Annotated in this window: 14 protein-coding genes; 4 read left to right on the top strand and 10 right to left on the bottom strand. The window is 64.9% G+C overall.

Translation table 11 applies throughout. The annotated features are described in order from the left end of the window. Positions 1-308 precede the first annotated feature (308 nt). Together WDA27_07895 and WDA27_07890 are read left to right on the top strand one after the other, a co-directional pair. Positions 309-794, top strand: coding sequence for a cytochrome c3 family protein (locus WDA27_07895; protein MFA5890858.1), 486 nt, complete (start codon positions 309-311; stop codon positions 792-794). 66 nt (positions 795-860) lie between these two features. After that, positions 861-1,427, top strand: coding sequence for a CocE/NonD family hydrolase C-terminal non-catalytic domain-containing protein (locus WDA27_07890; GenBank protein MFA5890857.1), 567 nt, complete (start codon positions 861-863; stop codon positions 1,425-1,427). Between the two features lie 124 nt (positions 1,428-1,551). Here WDA27_07890 and WDA27_07885 read toward each other — a convergent pair whose 3' ends face one another. The 5 genes from WDA27_07885 to WDA27_07865 all read right to left on the bottom strand — a co-directional run bounded on the left by WDA27_07885 (position 1,552) and on the right by WDA27_07865 (position 10,726). Continuing rightward, entirely contained in the window at positions 1,552-3,438 is a 1,887-nt protein-coding gene (locus WDA27_07885; protein ID MFA5890856.1) for a CocE/NonD family hydrolase, read from the bottom strand. 42 nt (positions 3,439-3,480) lie between these two features. Beyond that, positions 3,481-5,484 carry a PKD domain-containing protein gene (locus WDA27_07880; GenBank protein ID MFA5890855.1) on the bottom strand — a complete coding sequence of 668 codons (2,004 nt, stop codon included), beginning with the start codon at positions 5,482-5,484 and terminating at the stop codon, positions 3,481-3,483. 92 nt (positions 5,485-5,576) lie between these two features. Next, the gene (locus tag WDA27_07875; GenBank protein ID MFA5890854.1) at positions 5,577-7,799 is read right to left on the bottom strand and encodes a neutral/alkaline non-lysosomal ceramidase N-terminal domain-containing protein; all 2,223 of its coding nucleotides are present in this window, start codon (positions 7,797-7,799) and stop codon (positions 5,577-5,579) included. Between the two features lie 109 nt (positions 7,800-7,908). Then, on the bottom strand, positions 7,909-10,041 hold the full coding sequence (locus WDA27_07870; GenBank protein ID MFA5890853.1) for a hypothetical protein: 2,133 nt from the start codon (positions 10,039-10,041) through the stop codon (positions 7,909-7,911). A 244-nt stretch (positions 10,042-10,285) separates the two neighbouring features. Beyond that, the gene (locus WDA27_07865; protein MFA5890852.1) at positions 10,286-10,726 is read right to left on the bottom strand and encodes a hypothetical protein; all 441 of its coding nucleotides are present in this window, start codon (positions 10,724-10,726) and stop codon (positions 10,286-10,288) included. A 312-nt stretch (positions 10,727-11,038) separates the two neighbouring features. On the opposite strand from WDA27_07865, the gene WDA27_07860 reads away from it, so the two are divergent. Then, positions 11,039-11,416 (top strand): hypothetical protein, encoded by a 378-nt coding sequence (locus WDA27_07860; protein ID MFA5890851.1) that lies wholly within the window; start codon positions 11,039-11,041, stop codon positions 11,414-11,416. A gap of 158 nt (positions 11,417-11,574) precedes the next feature. Here WDA27_07860 and WDA27_07855 read toward each other — a convergent pair whose 3' ends face one another. Genes WDA27_07855 through WDA27_07840 form a run of 4 tightly spaced genes read right to left on the bottom strand, consistent with a single transcriptional unit; the run spans position 11,575 to position 13,925 of the window. After that, the gene (locus WDA27_07855) at positions 11,575-11,907 is read right to left on the bottom strand and encodes a DUF433 domain-containing protein (GenBank protein ID MFA5890850.1); all 333 of its coding nucleotides are present in this window, start codon (positions 11,905-11,907) and stop codon (positions 11,575-11,577) included. Positions 11,908-11,935: 28 nt separating this feature from the next. Beyond that, positions 11,936-13,030 carry a HigA family addiction module antitoxin gene (locus WDA27_07850; GenBank protein MFA5890849.1) on the bottom strand — a complete coding sequence of 365 codons (1,095 nt, stop codon included), beginning with the start codon at positions 13,028-13,030 and terminating at the stop codon, positions 11,936-11,938. A gap of 15 nt (positions 13,031-13,045) precedes the next feature. Further along, positions 13,046-13,345 (bottom strand): type II toxin-antitoxin system RelE/ParE family toxin, encoded by a 300-nt coding sequence (locus tag WDA27_07845; GenBank protein MFA5890848.1) that lies wholly within the window; start codon positions 13,343-13,345, stop codon positions 13,046-13,048. A gap of 40 nt (positions 13,346-13,385) precedes the next feature. Continuing rightward, the gene (locus WDA27_07840) at positions 13,386-13,925 is read right to left on the bottom strand and encodes an ADP-ribosylglycohydrolase family protein (GenBank protein MFA5890847.1); all 540 of its coding nucleotides are present in this window, start codon (positions 13,923-13,925) and stop codon (positions 13,386-13,388) included. Positions 13,926-13,997: 72 nt separating this feature from the next. Between WDA27_07840 and WDA27_07835 the strand changes: the two genes are divergently transcribed. Continuing rightward, positions 13,998-14,399, top strand: coding sequence for a hypothetical protein (locus WDA27_07835; protein MFA5890846.1), 402 nt, complete (start codon positions 13,998-14,000; stop codon positions 14,397-14,399). Positions 14,400-14,588: 189 nt separating this feature from the next. On the opposite strand, the gene WDA27_07830 is transcribed toward WDA27_07835, so the two are convergent. Further along, positions 14,589-14,849, bottom strand: a complete 261-nt coding sequence (locus WDA27_07830; GenBank protein ID MFA5890845.1) for a hypothetical protein — start codon at positions 14,847-14,849, stop codon at positions 14,589-14,591. Positions 14,850-15,145: the final 296 nt, after the last annotated feature.

Here is a 15,145-nt window from a genome sequence, read left to right as displayed (position 1 = left end):
CTTGAGCACTGGCGTACTCCTTCCTGCCGGTGTTCGAGCACCGGCCTCCGACATCGCTTTCAGTCGAAGGAAGGGTACGCCGCGTCTTTGTTCAAACCACGCATCCACAACTTCCGGTTATATCTCGCGAGGGCTACGGGATATGGACACGTCAGCACACGCTGACCCACGAAGGGCCCCTGAAGCCGAGAAACTGGTCCACGTCGAACAACGCGGACTGTCAGAGCACGTGCCACAGCGCAAACATCGAAGCGCTGCGGGCGCCCATTTCATCCCCTGGGTTCACGAACGCCCTGGGCGAGACCCCGGTGTACGAGGGCAACCAGTACCCGTGGGATCTGTTGAACAACCCAGAGAACACCACGGCGCACGCCACGATGTTCAAGGCGGAGTCGGGCGACACGGCAAGCGAGGGCTGCGGGGTCTGTCACAGCCTTAAGGTCGCAGTCGACCGCGGCTTGCCGGTCACGAGCCACATCGACCCCGTCTCGGGCAAAGAGAAGATCGACGGAGGCGGCATCGTCGGCTGCTCGAGCTGCCACAACTTCAAGTTCATCGCAGCCGCCTCGGCGGGTGACGTTGCCACAGCGACCACCGGCAACCTCCACTCGATCCACGCGACTCTGCTGGGCGCGGAGATCCCGCTCGGCGACGCCGAAGGCGTCGGCAAGACCTCGTGTAACTACTGCCATGACGGAGAGACGGCGGACGAGAAGGGCTCTTGCTGGAACTGCCACCTGTCCGGCCACTGGCCGAAGGCGCAAGGGGCTTACTGGAAGCCGCTACCCCTGTAAGGAAGAAGGAAAGTCGAGAGGGGGGCACAAGCCCACGGCCCCCCTCTCTTCTTTTTTCCCGGTGGGCTGACGCCCAGCCAATCCGGTGCAATCGGCCGTGCTGGGAAGGCAACCTCAACCACGACCGACGCAGAGTTCGTGGTGACGCTCGACGACGTCTCGACGGACGGCTCCTCCCGGCCGCTTGCCACCGGCGCGCTGTTGGGCTCCATGCGAGAGGTCGATGGCTCCCGGAGCTGGGTGGTGGACGGCAAACTCATCGCCCCCTACCACCCGATGACAAAGGCCGCCGAGAAGGCGCTCGTGCCGGGACAGGTCACGCGCTTGGACATCGAGATCCCCGCAACGCTCGCGCGCGTCCGCGCCGGGCACCGGATCCGGATCACGATCTCCGGCTCGCGCGCGCCGTATCTGGTCCCGCCCGCCTACAAGACCGGCGACCTCGCGGGAGGCGTCTACGAAGTCCAGCGGACGGCGATTCACGCGTCGCGCGTGAACATCCCGCTGGTGGACCCGGATGGTCTCGCGACCAGCCCAGTCAACTGGGGAGACTGGCATGGAAAGGATGAGTTCGCCGTGGATCCCGGCATGATCGTCCAGCCGTCGAGGGTTCCGCTCTCGAAGCTCCAGTGAATGGGGTTCGACTCCGAGGCCGGAGCGTATGCGGCCGGCAGAATAGCCACCACCGTCGCGAGAACGGTCGCACCGCCGATTGCACGAAGAGACCTCACAGAGCCGGTCGTCTTCGTGAGACGGCTCACCGTCCCACTCCGCGCGGCGCACCGTCCTTCGCTCCATGTCGCGTTGAGATCGAGGGCTGGGGAAAGTCCGGGATCTGTCCCGGGATGCCGCACTTGACGGCAACCTGCTCTCCGCACGCCACCGGCGGACCAAGATCTGCGGGCGTCGGTACGATCGGCACGAGGAGGTTGGTCGGGTGCTCTGGGTCGTGCGCAACGATCACGAGTCCGGGAGCAGTGCGCGGCTGGTACGTGTCGTAGCCCTCCTGCACGGGAGGTGCCGAGACGATCATCACCACGCGGTGGCCGGGACGGAAGATGTTCTCGATCGGCCAGACCTCGATATCGTAGCGATTGACTTGGCCTGGGGTGACCAGCGCCGTGGTCGTGTTGGTGTGCGGATGCCACGGGCGATACATCACGTCGCCGTCAAAGAACGATCGTTCGGCATCGAGCGCGCGGTGCGAGGCTTTCAGGAAGCCTCGATTGAGCAAGCTCAACGACCCATCGGGCCCTTCGTCGGCGACGCGTACGTAGAACTCGGCATCGGGCGCCGTAAGCGTGGCCCATACCGTCGCAACCAGCGGCCCGGCGACGGCAGTCGACTGCTCGAACGGTGCCGAGCGGTACACGACCTGATCGGGACCGTCTGCCGTCGCAACTTCTTGACCCTGGTAGTGGCCGTTCGGGCTGTCGAGCGACATGACGTCGTACTCATTGCGGTGCGTGCCCGAGAGATATGTGTCGCTGCCGGAGGCAGTGGGCGTGGTAGTGGTGAGCGCACCTTCGTCGTTTGCGTAGTACCGGCGCCACTCGGTCTGCGGCAACGGGAAGTCGTCGCCACCGACCCATCCGGTGTGTGCTGTCCCGCCGGTCACCCGGTGCCCCTCGAAGAAGAAGCGCACGCGGGGTTGAGACTCAATCCCATTGTCGACACCGCGGACGTAGTGGTCGAGCCAGGCCTGACGCGCGGCGAGGATGTCGTGATCACGCAAGAGCCAAAACGAGTTGTGATCGCCGTTCGTCAGCAGCAGTTGCTTGGCGGCCGGCTGCGCCTGCTGGAACATGATCGCCGGCCCCCGAGAGAGCGTTTGCTCGTCCTGGGTTCCTCCGGTGATCTGCAATGGAACCTCGATGTTGCCCACGATGGAACGGATCGCGTGGTTGTGCCACCAAGAGTTGTCCTCGTATCCGAGCTCGCCTTGAACGTACGCCGACTCCTGCGGCTGACCTGCCAGCAGCTCGGGGACAGGGTTTCGTTGGAGCACATGCTGAAGGCAGCGATAGTCGCCCCATTGCGTGTCGTTGTACGTCGCGCCCTGGTGCTCCTGCTGCGGCCGCGAAACGCCAAGCCAGAGGATCGGGAAGCCCGAGTTGGCCACGCCGCCGGGATACACGAGGTCGCGGTAGAGATCGTCCATGACGCCGTCCACCGTCAGAGCGCGAAGGTGTGGTGGGCGTTGCGCAGCGACGAGCAAGCCCATCGTCGCGGAATAGGAGTGGCCGTAGATCCCGACATCCCCGTTGGACCAAGACTGCCGGGCGATCCACTCCACCAGCGTTGCTCCGTCCTGGGCCTGCTGCTCGCTGAACAGCGAGAAGTCGCCGTTCGAACAGCCCGCTCCTCGCACGCCCGCGTGAACCGTGACGTATGAACTCGTGTCGATGAACTGCCCGTAGTACGAAGGTTGACCACCACCGTCGTACCCGTCGTACTCGAAGATCGCGGGCAGTTGCGAACTCCCGTCGTAGCCCTTCGGGAAGTTCACCCAGACGGCAAGTTCGGTACCGTCGGCCATCGCCACGTACTGCTGGCCGCCCGCGGCTGCGGCAGCGGACGATGGGAGCGAGACGAGCGCATACAAAAGAAGAGCAAGAGCCGCAACACGTTGACGAGTCTTCATGGGAACTCCCTAAGTCAAAAGCGGTTCACCAGCGAGGCCGATTCAGTTCGCCCAGTCGTCTGCGGCTTGTGTTCCCGTTCCGTCAGTGACGGTGAGCGTCGCGGAAGGATCGACACCCGCCTCGAACGTGTGCGTCACGACCTCGCCCTCCGCCGTCGCGCCATCGGGGAAGAGCCAACGCATAGCCAGGATGTTGCCGTCGCCGCCTTCCCCCTCCCCGCGCAACTCGAAGGTGTGCGGACCAATCGCCTTCACGTGGATCCTTGCGTCGAGCCGCGGGTGGACGCGCACGACAAGCTCCCATCGCGCTGGGTTGCCCTTTGTGTCCTTCGCGGAGAGTCGCACCGTGTACGTGCCGGGCGCAAAGGTGTGCGTGAAGAGTTGCGGAAGGCCGGTTCCGTCGCCGTCCCGGATCATCGCTGGGGTATCGGCGGTGGTTCCGTCGCCGAAGTCCCAGTGAACGGTGCCGTCCAGCGGGTTGCCGTTCACGACCGCCGGCGCATACATGGCTTGCAGCGTCGTCGTGAACGTGCCATCGGGTCCGGCCGAACCGGCCGGCGGTGATGCGATCCCCTGCAAGGCCGGTCGCAGAATCTGCGTCGGCCGGAAGCGCGCGGGCATTCCGAAGCCCATGTCGGTAATGAAGCCGAGCTTGGAGATGTTAGAGAGCTGCTCGTTGATGACCTGATCCCCCATCTGCGGACCGACGTTGAATAGGGAAGTATCGGTCTGGTAGACCCAGCCGGCCGGATAGGCCCACGACGGATAGAAGTAGCCGAGATCATCTTGGCCCTTGGAAAGACTGACGATCGTTTCGTCGTCGTGCGTCGCGGCCTCCATCGCGAAACGGATTTCGGGGAACGGCTCGCCGGGCATACTCGTGAACACAAGTCCGCCGAGCCGTACTGCGGTAAGCCACGTGCCAAGAACCGGTCCGGTCCGGTACGGCGCTGTGTTGTCGCGATCGAGGGGGTAGATACCGCTCGCGTCGAACAAGGCCTGCTTCTGCTCGTCCGGAAGTGCCCACGCGTCGTTGTAGGCGAGCAAGGCATTGACCACGGGGTTCGTGGCTGGAATCTGAATGAAGGACTCCGCACTTGCGATCGTCGAGTCGGTAATCCAGCGCGCGCCTGCGAGCGCCTGTGTCGCCATGCCGGTCAGCGCGCGCGCGTACCATTCCGTGTTCGCGAAGTGAGCGAGCGTCTTGCCGTTCTCGACCGGCGCTTGCCCACGCCCGAGCGTCGCCGGCCCGACGACTGCCACGCCGCCGAGCTTGGACTCAAGGGCATCGCGCATGTCGCCGTAGATGTCCGCGCTCAACACCTTGGCCGAAGCGCCGAGAACGGTTGCGGGGTGCAGCGGCACGTTCACGAACGACGCGGTTGTCGTGCCGGTTTCGGGGTCGAGCGCGCGCAGCACCGACATTTGCCCGTCCTGCTCCCACCCCGGGAAGTTGTTCTGCGGGATGTCGATCGCGGCCATCTGCTCGACGTCGATCGTGCCCCACTGCAGATACGCGGAGCGCGCGGCAGCGGCCGCATCCACGATCGCGGCAAGCGTCTCGTCGTGCAGCTGCCTCAGGTACGGCAAGGGAACCGGTCCCCAGATCCCCTCCGCAGTCGGCGCTGCGTGGGAATGCGTTCCCTGGATGATGATGTCCGCCTGGGTCATCGCGGGAAGTCCTGCGGCAGTGATCGCGGCGGCTGCTTCGCTGCGGATGTTCGTGAGCCCGAACGGCCCCTCCTGGTACGAGGCAAACATCGCTTGCGAATCGATGACGGCGAAGGCGATCGAGCGCGTGCCATTGGATACATACAAGGCGCGCGCCGACAGCGGATCGTGCACGTCGGTAATCGGCGGCGAGGGATCGGAACCACCGGCGAACGTCGCGACGGTCGGCGTGACCGAACGAACAGCCGCGCCAACCCGAAAGAGCGCAGGTCGCGCGCCTCCAGCGAACCCGGGGGTGGCGTCGGCGACGGCAAGACCGGTGACGGACAAGACGGCCGCAAGCGCGGCAAGTGTAGGGCGCAGGCCTCGACGCATGGTGCTTCGTCCTCCTCCTCGGTTGCTACCCGCCCGGTCTATTCACCGTCGGGGCGGATGATCCTGCTTGGAACTTGCGTCACCACCGTCGCTTAGTTCGAGTTGCCGTCCTCGTCTTCGATGCGCACCAGCCGGAAGCTCACGTCCTCGGGCCCCGTCCACTCACCCGCATAGGAGCCAACTTGCGTCGGCTCCGTGATTGCCACGGGGAGATCCTCGCCGGATACATCATGAACCATCACCGTGCGATCGACGGGTTCGATGCGCGAGACGAACGGGAGACTCAGCGTGTCGATGCCGACACCGTCTCGGATCACGTCCACGATTGCGCGCCCACTCGCGACGCGCGGCACAATGAGCCGGAACCCACCAACCACGTTCGGATACGAGGCCGTCACAGAAAGGCGATGGCGGCCGTCGACACGCTCGGCCTGAACGGCTCCAGGCTCCAGGCACGCGCACGCCGACACCTCGAAGGTCTGCGACACAAGCGTGTACGAAACATCGGCCCCCGAACCCTGGCGGCGACCCTCCACGAATACCCGGTACACGCCCGCCGGGGTGTCGGGGAGCGCCTCCCACACCGCTCTCCAATGATGGTCGCCGGGAGCGGGAGTGGATTGATACAGGAGCAGGTCGCCCGTCCCCTCCCGCGACACCGTCACGAACCCGGTGTCGGTTCGGCGCTGCACCTCGACCTTCGGTATCCACCCCCTGGCAACCTCGGGCGAGGCTCCATTCCATTCGAAGGTGGTCACACCGGGGCGCGCGACCGAGGATGGCTGCGTCACGACGGTCACTTCACCGTCGGGCGGAGGCGCCTCAGTCGAAGCGAGCGGCCCGCCGGCCGCCAGCGCCGCTGTCGCAATCGCGGAGATGAACACCCGATCTGCTTGGGCGGACGGCGGCAACGGAACCTGCTCGATCGGCGTACCCAGTGCGAGCGATCGCACCAAGTCGATCAGATGATGCTGGATGTACGGCCCCGCTTCGCGTCCGTAGAAGCTGAATGTCTCCGCTTCGTATCCGCCCCGGTCGTACTCCTCCGGGGTCGTGAAATAGCCTCCCCAATCGTTGGCGAGACCGAGGACGAACGCCTTGTCGAACCCGAGGTTGCGCGCCGCGGTCTTCAGAGAGATTCCGATATCGCGGATGGGCTCCCCCGGCCACGACATGAACACGGTCGAGGCGGACGCCGTCGAGAGCGTGATGGCCTCGAGCCGCACAGAGGTGGGAATGAGCAGCGACGAGGGACCGGCCGCAGGAACTCGCGGTCCGGCCGGCTGCCACGAGGCGACCGGCGTTCCCGGCGGCGGCACCGGAATGATCTTCGCGGCAACCGCCGCGCGCAGGATCGGCTCGGGGACGAGGCTGCGCGCGACGCGCGTTGCCTCGTGCGCAAACACCCGACCCGTCCACTCCGCCTCGGGGTAGGAATATCGAACATAGATCGGATCCTGATCGCCCTGGGCGCCGTTGAACCACATGGCCAACGGGGAGCCGTTCTCACCGGCAAGACCTTCTTCAACACCCCGCTCGGCGAACGCAACGAAGTCGGCCGAGACGAGCGGGTTGTCGATCAGAACCACCGGGTGGAGGCCGTAATTCATCACGATCGCGATAGGCGCGCCGGTGCGCGCGTCGTCGAATCTCAGCACCCCGAGTTCCGGGTCGATTCGCTCGAGATCGTTGGCATAGGGGCGCGCGCCGAGTTTCTCGCGATTCGTGTAGCGCCGGTTGAGGCCGGGAAGCGTGACATTCCCGGAGCCGACCGCAAGCGTTGCCGGGCGCAAGTTGCGAACAGCCGTGGCGACCGCATCCGCGATGCGGTTCGCGAGGAAGCTGTACTCGCGTGGATCGGACGACCGGTAGAAGGCGCCGTGCGCCGGATGCGGGAACATCCCGTTATTGGACACATGGGTGTGCGTCGCTGCGAGCATGAGGTGGTCTGGGGCGATGCCGAGCGCGGCAACGCGCTGAGCGACGGCCTCGTGCATATCCCCGGTGATGAGAATCGTGTCGGTCCGCACCATGGCGATGCGCTCGGGCCCGTCGATCACGATGGCCTTGGCGTGCGGCGTCGTATGCAGACCCGCGAACCTCGTCGGGTCCGACGGGAGGTCCGGCTGGACCTGACGCAGTCGGTCGCCGCCCACGTGCCAGGTGATGTCTGTCTGCCCCACGCCCACCCGAAGCGTCGGCGCGTCGGAGCGACCCGCCGTCGGGACAAGCATGGGAAGCGCGACTGCGAACAGGAGCAACCCGCTCCGTGAAGCCCGCGCGCGGATGCCTCCGGTCCTGCATGATCTGGTCATCGCAACCCCCTAGCATCACCTTCAGGTCAACATCCTTGCGGTCGGATCCCGTTCACGTGCCGCGTACAACCGGCCGCACGACTCGTGTCCGGCCGGGCTTCATCGTCCGCTATGGGCCCGACCAGCCGTCGAGGTAACACGGCCCCTCTCCGCACACGGCCGGCAGGTAGCCGTCGGGGCTCAGGAACGTCCCGATCGCAAGGTATCCGTCCTCTTGCTCGCTCCAGTCCGGACCATGCGGATCGACGCCGGCGCGGTTGGCGTTGTTGTCCACCGGTGGTGGCGTGGTGCCCTTCGTCCGTCCGCTCTCCGTGCGCAAGGGTCCGATCTCCCCAACCACCATGGCGCTGCCGGCGAACGGATACTCCCCGATGGCCGGGATCCCCCAGTAGGCGTTGACACCGGCCGGGTGACGGCCGGGGTCGGTCGCCGGAACGCGCATCGCGACTCCCAGTGTGCGCGCCATCACATCGGTCGCCCAGTTCGTCACTTGATGATCGCCGAAGGCCGGCGTCATCAGCACGTGATGCTGCGGCGTATTGGGAAGTGGATCGCGTGTGATGTGACCCGCGTATCCGTTGGACTCCCCGCGATCCCACAGCGTCTGGATCAGTGCGAACAGGAGCTGGCGCTCCAGGCGGCTCGGGTACGTGCGGTACATGACCTCGGCGAAGGTGTCAAAGTCCGAGCTGCGCTGCAACAAGGTGGAGTAGTTCATTCCCGGAACGCCCAGGTGCGCGCGCGTGAAGTCCGGCGCAACCGCAGCGAGCGCGCCCCCCACGATGCCGCCCTGGCTCCCGCCGTTGTAGTACAGGTGCGATGTGTCCATCACGCACTCACTGTTCGACTGGAACGCCGTATCGGCGCAGAAGCCGTCCGGGTGGATCATGGCGCGCCCCAGGTACAGGAAGTTCAGCATTCCCTGCTGCATGCGGTCGGCGAGCGTCGAGAACCGGCCGATGTCGGCAAGAACGGACACTCCGTTGGGGACGTCTTCGGACGCCATGCCGGCCCAATCGGTGGCGCAGAACATCAACCCGTACTGCGCCAGGTCGTAGAGCTTGCCGGAGTTGACCTCGTCGGCCGATCCGAACAGTCCGTGACCGTACAAGGATGGGCGGAACCGCGTGCCGGTTGCCGCGTCTTTGGGGATGTTGCACTGGAACGGCGCGGCGGCCATGCTGCCGGGAATGCGTATGGGAAGCGTCGCATCCGGCGTGGTGTAGAGGAACCGCGATCCGGTGGGGCAGCCGGGTTGGTTCAGATAGCACGGGACGAGAATGCGTCCCTCAACATGGCGGTACAGGCGCGCGTCGAGGTCGCCCTGCGCGTCGCAGCTCACCGGCGGCACGTCGACGTCCACCGACGGGGTGCAGGGGAGTTCTTGCGTGACGCTATCGACGACAAACCGCGGTGAAGCACCTTGCACCAGGCCATCCGCGAGGGTCGTGTCCCCGAGCTGCGCGAAGGCGTCGTCGCGGATCGAGAGCATCCGCTCGGTGAGGTTCGTGCCGCTCGCCACCGTGAAGTCCCAGGCGAGATAGAGGTCGTCGCGCTCGATGCTCGCCGCGCCGAGGGTCGCGAACAGCTCGTTGAAATGGGCCTGGCGCGCGCCCGGCCCCGTCCCGTCACGAAAGGCCTTGAACTCCGGCTGCGCGGAAAGGACCGCGTTGTTCGCGTCGCGCAGATCTCGCAGCGCGACGATGTAGCGGTGACCCTCGGCGAAGTTGACCGCCGGTCGAATGATGAGGGTTGTGTCGGCCGGCGAGGGCAGGGTTCCGTCGAGTTCTTCGGAGCGATCGAGCTCCGTCCAGATCGGCCGGCGCTCGCCCGTGGCAGCATCGATCACAACGATCGGCGTCGCGGCGTCCGCGTAGCGGGTCAGATTCAGCAGCGTCACGGGGTTGGTGTTCGCGAAGGCTTCCGGCGTGTCGAGTCCGGGAACCCTGGTCACGATCGGCGTACCGGGGGAGAAGCCGTCGTTGCGGTTGTAGTCCGTAGGGTCGATGGGAACGCCGGCAACGTTGCGTGGCATCTGCGCCGCTGCGAGGTGAAGCCGTACGCCGGTCGGCATCACCGGATCCGGCCTGGTGAAGAAGTCATTCGGCCACGGCATCAAGCACGCAGCGGGGTCGATGGGATCGCAGCCGGCCGCGTCTTCGACGGGGGTCGCGCGCGCGCCGGGAGAACCCGCCGCAACGACCGCAGAAACCAGCAGAGCCAAGCGCAGACGACGACGCACGGTGCCTCCTCCGGGAATGGTCCGGCGAGACTTCGCCGGAGGTGGGGCCTGTTCCTGTTGAGAAACCCCCAACGAAAACGTCCCCGGACTGGTGGATCGGGGTTCCCGCAGGCGACGCGGCGCGTCGAGCGGTGTTCGGAGTTGGAGCGCACGTCGGGTAGGAGCGCCCATTCGTCGAACCAACCGCGAAGGCCACGCCTGAGGAAGACACGGAGAGTCGGCCGTTCAGGTGTTACAGCGTCAATCACTTCACGACGAAGCTGTAGCTGCGCATCTTCTGGTCGTCACGGTTGACGCGGCAGACGACCCGATATCCGCCGCGAGTGGGGAACTGCGTGTTGATGTTGAGCGCGAGCACGGCCCTCTGATCGCTTCCCGGCTTCACCGTCGGCGCCCGGCCGACATTAACTTCGCCCTCTACCTTGGCAAGTTCGAGTTGACCGTCCTCCCCTTCCAGCCGGAGCTCGACGGGGATAGGGCGGTTCGTGTCGTTCCATCCCACTAGGATCGAAACTCCGATCCCGAAGTGGTGCAGGATCGGTTGGTCCGCGGGGGCATTCACGGAGACCTCGTTCCAGCCGACGCCGGTTAGATAGAGAAGTCCGTTGACCGCCTCGGCATGGTTTGCCAGGGCCAGAAATTCGATCTCCATCGCGGCCTCCAGGATTGCTCGCTTGTCTGTCATACGCTAGTATACAACCGTCATACACGAGGTCAAGGGACATGCAGATCGATGGCTGGGACTGGGACGATCACAACCCTCCCACCTCGGCGGCCGAGGCCTCGGAAGGCAGGCGGTCCTTCAGGTGGCGCAGGAGGCACCGAAGTTCAGAGAGAATCTGAAGGGAAGGGCGGCGACTCACCAGATGATCGGTCCCGATAGCGGTGGCGCGATTTGGGTGGTCTGTATCGTGCAGACTCCACGCGAAGGAATCTGGCGAGCGATAACTGGTTGGAGAGCCGAGCCCGAAGACGAGGCTTGGTACCGGAGGCAATCATGAGCAAGACGCGAAAGAAGCCGAGCGCGGAGCAAGAGCTTTACGAACATCGCCGCAACGCGGGCGAGTGGAGCGAAGAAGCATCCGCGATCACCGTGGCCAAGACGACCACGGAAGTCGTCTCGTTCCGCCTATCCACCGCAGAGCTCGATGAACTCGAATCGTCGGCGCGTGTCACCGGCGAATCGCTATCAGCGTTCATACGAAAGGCGATCGCGATCAGGATTCACGGCGAACCCATCGGGCCTGCTGTCCAAATCAGCTTCGGGGCGCAGTCTCTGTATGTGCAGAGTCATGTCGTCACTGGACCGCGGAACATCAACAACGCTGACCTTTTCCCGAGCGAAGCTCCAGGGACAGTCGCCGCCGGCTTCTAAAGCACGCAAGCTCGAAATCCGACGCCGCCACTTAGATCCGCGGCCAACTCGTCGTGCCCGGCACGACGATAGCGATACGTGTACGCACTCGTGACTTCGTGGTGCGACAGATGGTTCCGCAAGGGCGACGGCGTACCTTGATCGAAAAGGACGCGCACTCAGGCCGGGGTGAGGGCGCTACGCGCCGCGTGTTCAAGCACGGCGCGCACCTGGGCAAGAGTCACGCCGGGGAACCATTCGAGAAACCGGCCAACCGGCGCGCCGTCTTCGAGGTTCTCGAAGAGAGCGGCGATGGGAACACGAGTACCTCGGAACACCCATGCGCCACTAACGCGCTCGGCATCACGCTCCACCTCAGGGCACGAAGACCAGTCGATCACGTGACTGACGGTAGCACGGCCTTTCGAGACCTCCCAGGGCGATTCTGCGCGCGCGAAGCGCCAACGCAAGTCCCGGCAGACCGAGCGAAACGGCGCGATCACGCCGGTCACTCGGGGTTCGCACGGAAAGGCGTGTTCATTACCCTGACACCGCCGATGGGTCGAGGTGAAGGTGCGGTCGCACCTTTGGGATAGACCGTCGGAAGTCACTCCACGCCAGGACACCCAACCGCTGAAGGCGCCCGATGACAAAACTCGGATGAACGTTGTGCTCGCGCGCGGCGTTTTGGATCTGCGTCATCGTAGGTTTGGTCGTTCCCATGTCCAGACCATCTGGGAAGATCCACGAGGCAGCCAACTCGTTCGCTGCACCCTCTCGACCTCCGTTGGTCTCCGGCGAAAGATCCTCGTCGAGCTGCACCTCGCCGGGATTCACATGCCCGAGGACGATATGAGCGAGTTCGTGAAGAACCGTGAAGACGAAGCTGTCGAGCCGGTCCCCGCGCGTGGAGAGTCCAACGATTGGGTTTGCTCCCTTCGGAAACAGCGAGACCCCATCAATCTTGCTGCCTTTGAGCGGGAGTTCAACTGCCATTGCAACTCCGCAATCCGCCAGCCAGTTGTCAAGGTCCCCCAGATCAGCGGGGTCGTGGATTCGACCAACTATCTGCAAAGCGAGCCTCTCGATTCCCTTGCGATTGAACGGTTTCATCCCCGTCCGGGAGCCCCGGCGCTTCACTTGAGCGATCCACGCGGTCTGCACGGGGCTGAACGGGTAATCAAGATTGGAGCGTCGCGCCGCGGCCGTGAAGTTCGGCTGCTCGTCGATGCTTGAAAGACCGAGGAAGTCGCAGACCGCATCTTCAAGGGTGTCCAAGTCTTCGGTGTCCGGCAACCATCCGCGCTTCTGCGCCTCTCGCACAGGGATTAGCGAGCGAAGACGAGAGCGACGTGCGATCCGATCGTCGCCGGACAGTCGAGACCTGGCGACGTGGAGTCGGTAGGCGGCCTGCAGGTTCAACCACAGTTCCGCACTCGTGCCCAACGCCTCGCTCAGCGCCACTGCCGTTTCCGCTGTGATCTCCTTCTTTCCGTTAAGGATCTCAGAGACAGCCTGAGCGGGACGGTCGATGATCCGAGCGAATTCGCTCTCGGTCCAACCCCGCTCGTTCAACTCATCCCTCAGGTACTCGCCGGGCGGAAATACCTCAGAAGACCTCGGGATTGCAATCATGTCGGTACCTCCTCCCTAGTGGTAGTCAACGATCTCAACGACAACGATGAGCCTGCCCTGCTCGTCCTCCTTGATCCGCAAGATGAGCCGCCATTGGTCGTTGAGCCGAATGGAACTCTGACCGGTTCTGGACCCAGCCAACTTCTCGAAGTGGAGGGCCTTGTAGTTGCGGAGGTCTCGTTCATCATGAGCTGCGATGAGGAAGTTGACCTTCTTGCGAAACTGCTTCGTGACATCGGGGCCGAGTTTGGGGTCATGGAATGCAGGCTCCTCGTAGAGCCGACGTAAACCGTCGTCCGCGAACTCGACCCGCAACGGCTTGGCATCTCCTCTTCACCCCTAGGGTGAAGCAAGCCTACCAGACCGACGCGTCGAGTTCAAGGGATTGGCGGCTCACGCGACGCCGGGCCATGAAACGGCTCCGTCCTCCATCGCAGCGCGGACGGGAGCACAACGCATCACCGCGCCGTTTCCCGCGCTCTGGCGCCCCGATTCTCCCCACACGATGCGCGCTGCGTCGGATGGTGGCGTCCCCGCGCGCAGTTTGCGGAGAACCTCCGCGGTGAGCGCCCCGATCCCATGACCGTTCTCGTCCTGCCATCGCAGGACGCGTCGAGCCAGCGTGTCGGGCGCCAGGCTCTCCGTCTTCAACGATCGCCTCGGCAAGGACGATCGCCTGTGCGAGGTCGTCGCCCCACGGCTCGTCGCGCAGTGATGAGGCGATCTCGCGCAGACCGTCGGGGTATCGCGCGGCGAGGCGCGCCTTGGTGTCGAACTCCACCGGGACGCCGAGGAGGTTGCCGACGGCCAGGCCGAGCATCGCTCCCTCATGTCGCGCGGCCAGATCCGGCGGAGTGATGCCGGCGTACCGGTCAACGAGTGCTTGCAGCGTCATGCGTCCTCCTCGCCGTCGTCAGGGTATCGACCGCGCGGCGGCGGCGAATCGCCGCGCGCGCGCCTGGTGCCCGTGAACGCGATCAAGAAGGTGGACCTGGCTTTCGATCATGCCGCGATCCTGTCCGACGGTGTTGCTCGCGCGCGCTCGTCGGTCGAGCGCAGCGCGCAGGCGATGGCCTTCCTGAAAGAGCTGTTCCGGTTGTCCGAACTCCGCGAGATCGCCGAAGCGGTGTGGGGACAGACCTTGGATCCTGCGAACTTCAGACAGAAGGTGCCTGGGACGGAAGACTTCGTGCGGTCGGCCGGCAAGCGGGTCGTCCCGTCCGAGACCGGCGGGAGGCCGGCCGAGCTGTATCGCCGGGGGAAGGCGACTGCGTTGCGCCCGCCGATGACGTGGTCGAGGCAGGAAGGGTCGTGGCGACGCGCGGACTGGACTCGCAAACGCAGACCCGTCATCACCATCGAGGCGTAGCCGCGCAGACGTCGGGGCTCGTGAACGAGGCTTTCCGCGCGCGCGAGGGAGAGGGCGATCTCTTGGTGACGCGCGCCGCGAAGCGTTGTGCGTACACGATTTCTTGCGCGCCGGGAAGAAGTGGCCACTCGACGGAAGCATGCAATCGCGACCGCCGTCTCGCCTCCCGGCGAAGGAATCACATCGAGATCAAGGATCATCCGCCTGTGCACATCGGCGCTGCGCGCTGCGACGGGTACGAACCTCCTGCCCCAGGCTGTTTCGCCCGTGCCTTCGAAAACGCAGAATGCCGTCAGGTTCGGCGCGCGTCTCGCGCAGTTCCCCCGTATCGCGGTCAAGCACGGCCACGCTCGGCCTGACCTCATAGAGCGGCGCGAGGACCTTGCGGCTGGTGCACAGGATCCGGTCAAGATGTGGATGGCTCCATGCGCTCGCATCACCCGGATCCATCAAGCCCAGCGTCTCGCGACCCGGCCCACAACGGCCACGCAGCAGATCGGGTCATATTTCATGAACACAAGACGACCGGGACCTCGACCCATTGCGTGCGAGGCGAAGAGCTCGGGCTGCGAGGTCGAAGGCTCTTTCCTCGATGTCGTCCTTGGGTGTTAGCCTGTTGCGAACGGCGTCGAACGCCTTCTGGCCTGCGGGATCGGCTTCTCGGCCCAACTCGCCCAGGTACCTAAGGTAGGCGACCGCGAGCCGAGGTGGGCTTGGGGTCGACATGGCACACTCCTCCCATCGCG

This window comes from Actinomycetota bacterium, from assembly GCA_041658565.1.
Lineage (GTDB): Bacteria > Actinomycetota > AC-67 > AC-67 > AC-67 > JBAZZY01.
Note: the sequence above shows the minus strand (reverse complement) of the source record. Positions and strands in the feature narration are given on the sequence as shown.

Excerpts from the sequence above, each read along its gene's own strand:
- WDA27_07885 (MFA5890856.1), bottom strand. The coding sequence starts at position 3,438 with ATGAAGACTCGTCAACGTGTTGCGGCTCTTGCTCTTCTTTTGTATGCG.
- WDA27_07880 (MFA5890855.1), bottom strand. The coding sequence starts at position 5,484 with ATGCGTCGAGGCCTGCGCCCTACACTTGCCGCGCTTGCGGCCGTCTTG.
- WDA27_07875 (MFA5890854.1), bottom strand. The coding sequence starts at position 7,799 with ATGACCAGATCATGCAGGACCGGAGGCATCCGCGCGCGGGCTTCACGG.
- WDA27_07865 (MFA5890852.1), bottom strand. The coding sequence starts at position 10,726 with ATGACAGACAAGCGAGCAATCCTGGAGGCCGCGATGGAGATCGAATTT.
- WDA27_07860 (MFA5890851.1), top strand. The coding sequence starts at position 11,039 with ATGAGCAAGACGCGAAAGAAGCCGAGCGCGGAGCAAGAGCTTTACGAA.
- WDA27_07850 (MFA5890849.1), bottom strand. The coding sequence starts at position 13,030 with ATGATTGCAATCCCGAGGTCTTCTGAGGTATTTCCGCCCGGCGAGTAC.
- WDA27_07840 (MFA5890847.1), bottom strand. The coding sequence starts at position 13,925 with ATGACGCTGCAAGCACTCGTTGACCGGTACGCCGGCATCACTCCGCCG.
- WDA27_07830 (MFA5890845.1), bottom strand. The coding sequence starts at position 14,849 with ATGGATCCGGGTGATGCGAGCGCATGGAGCCATCCACATCTTGACCGG.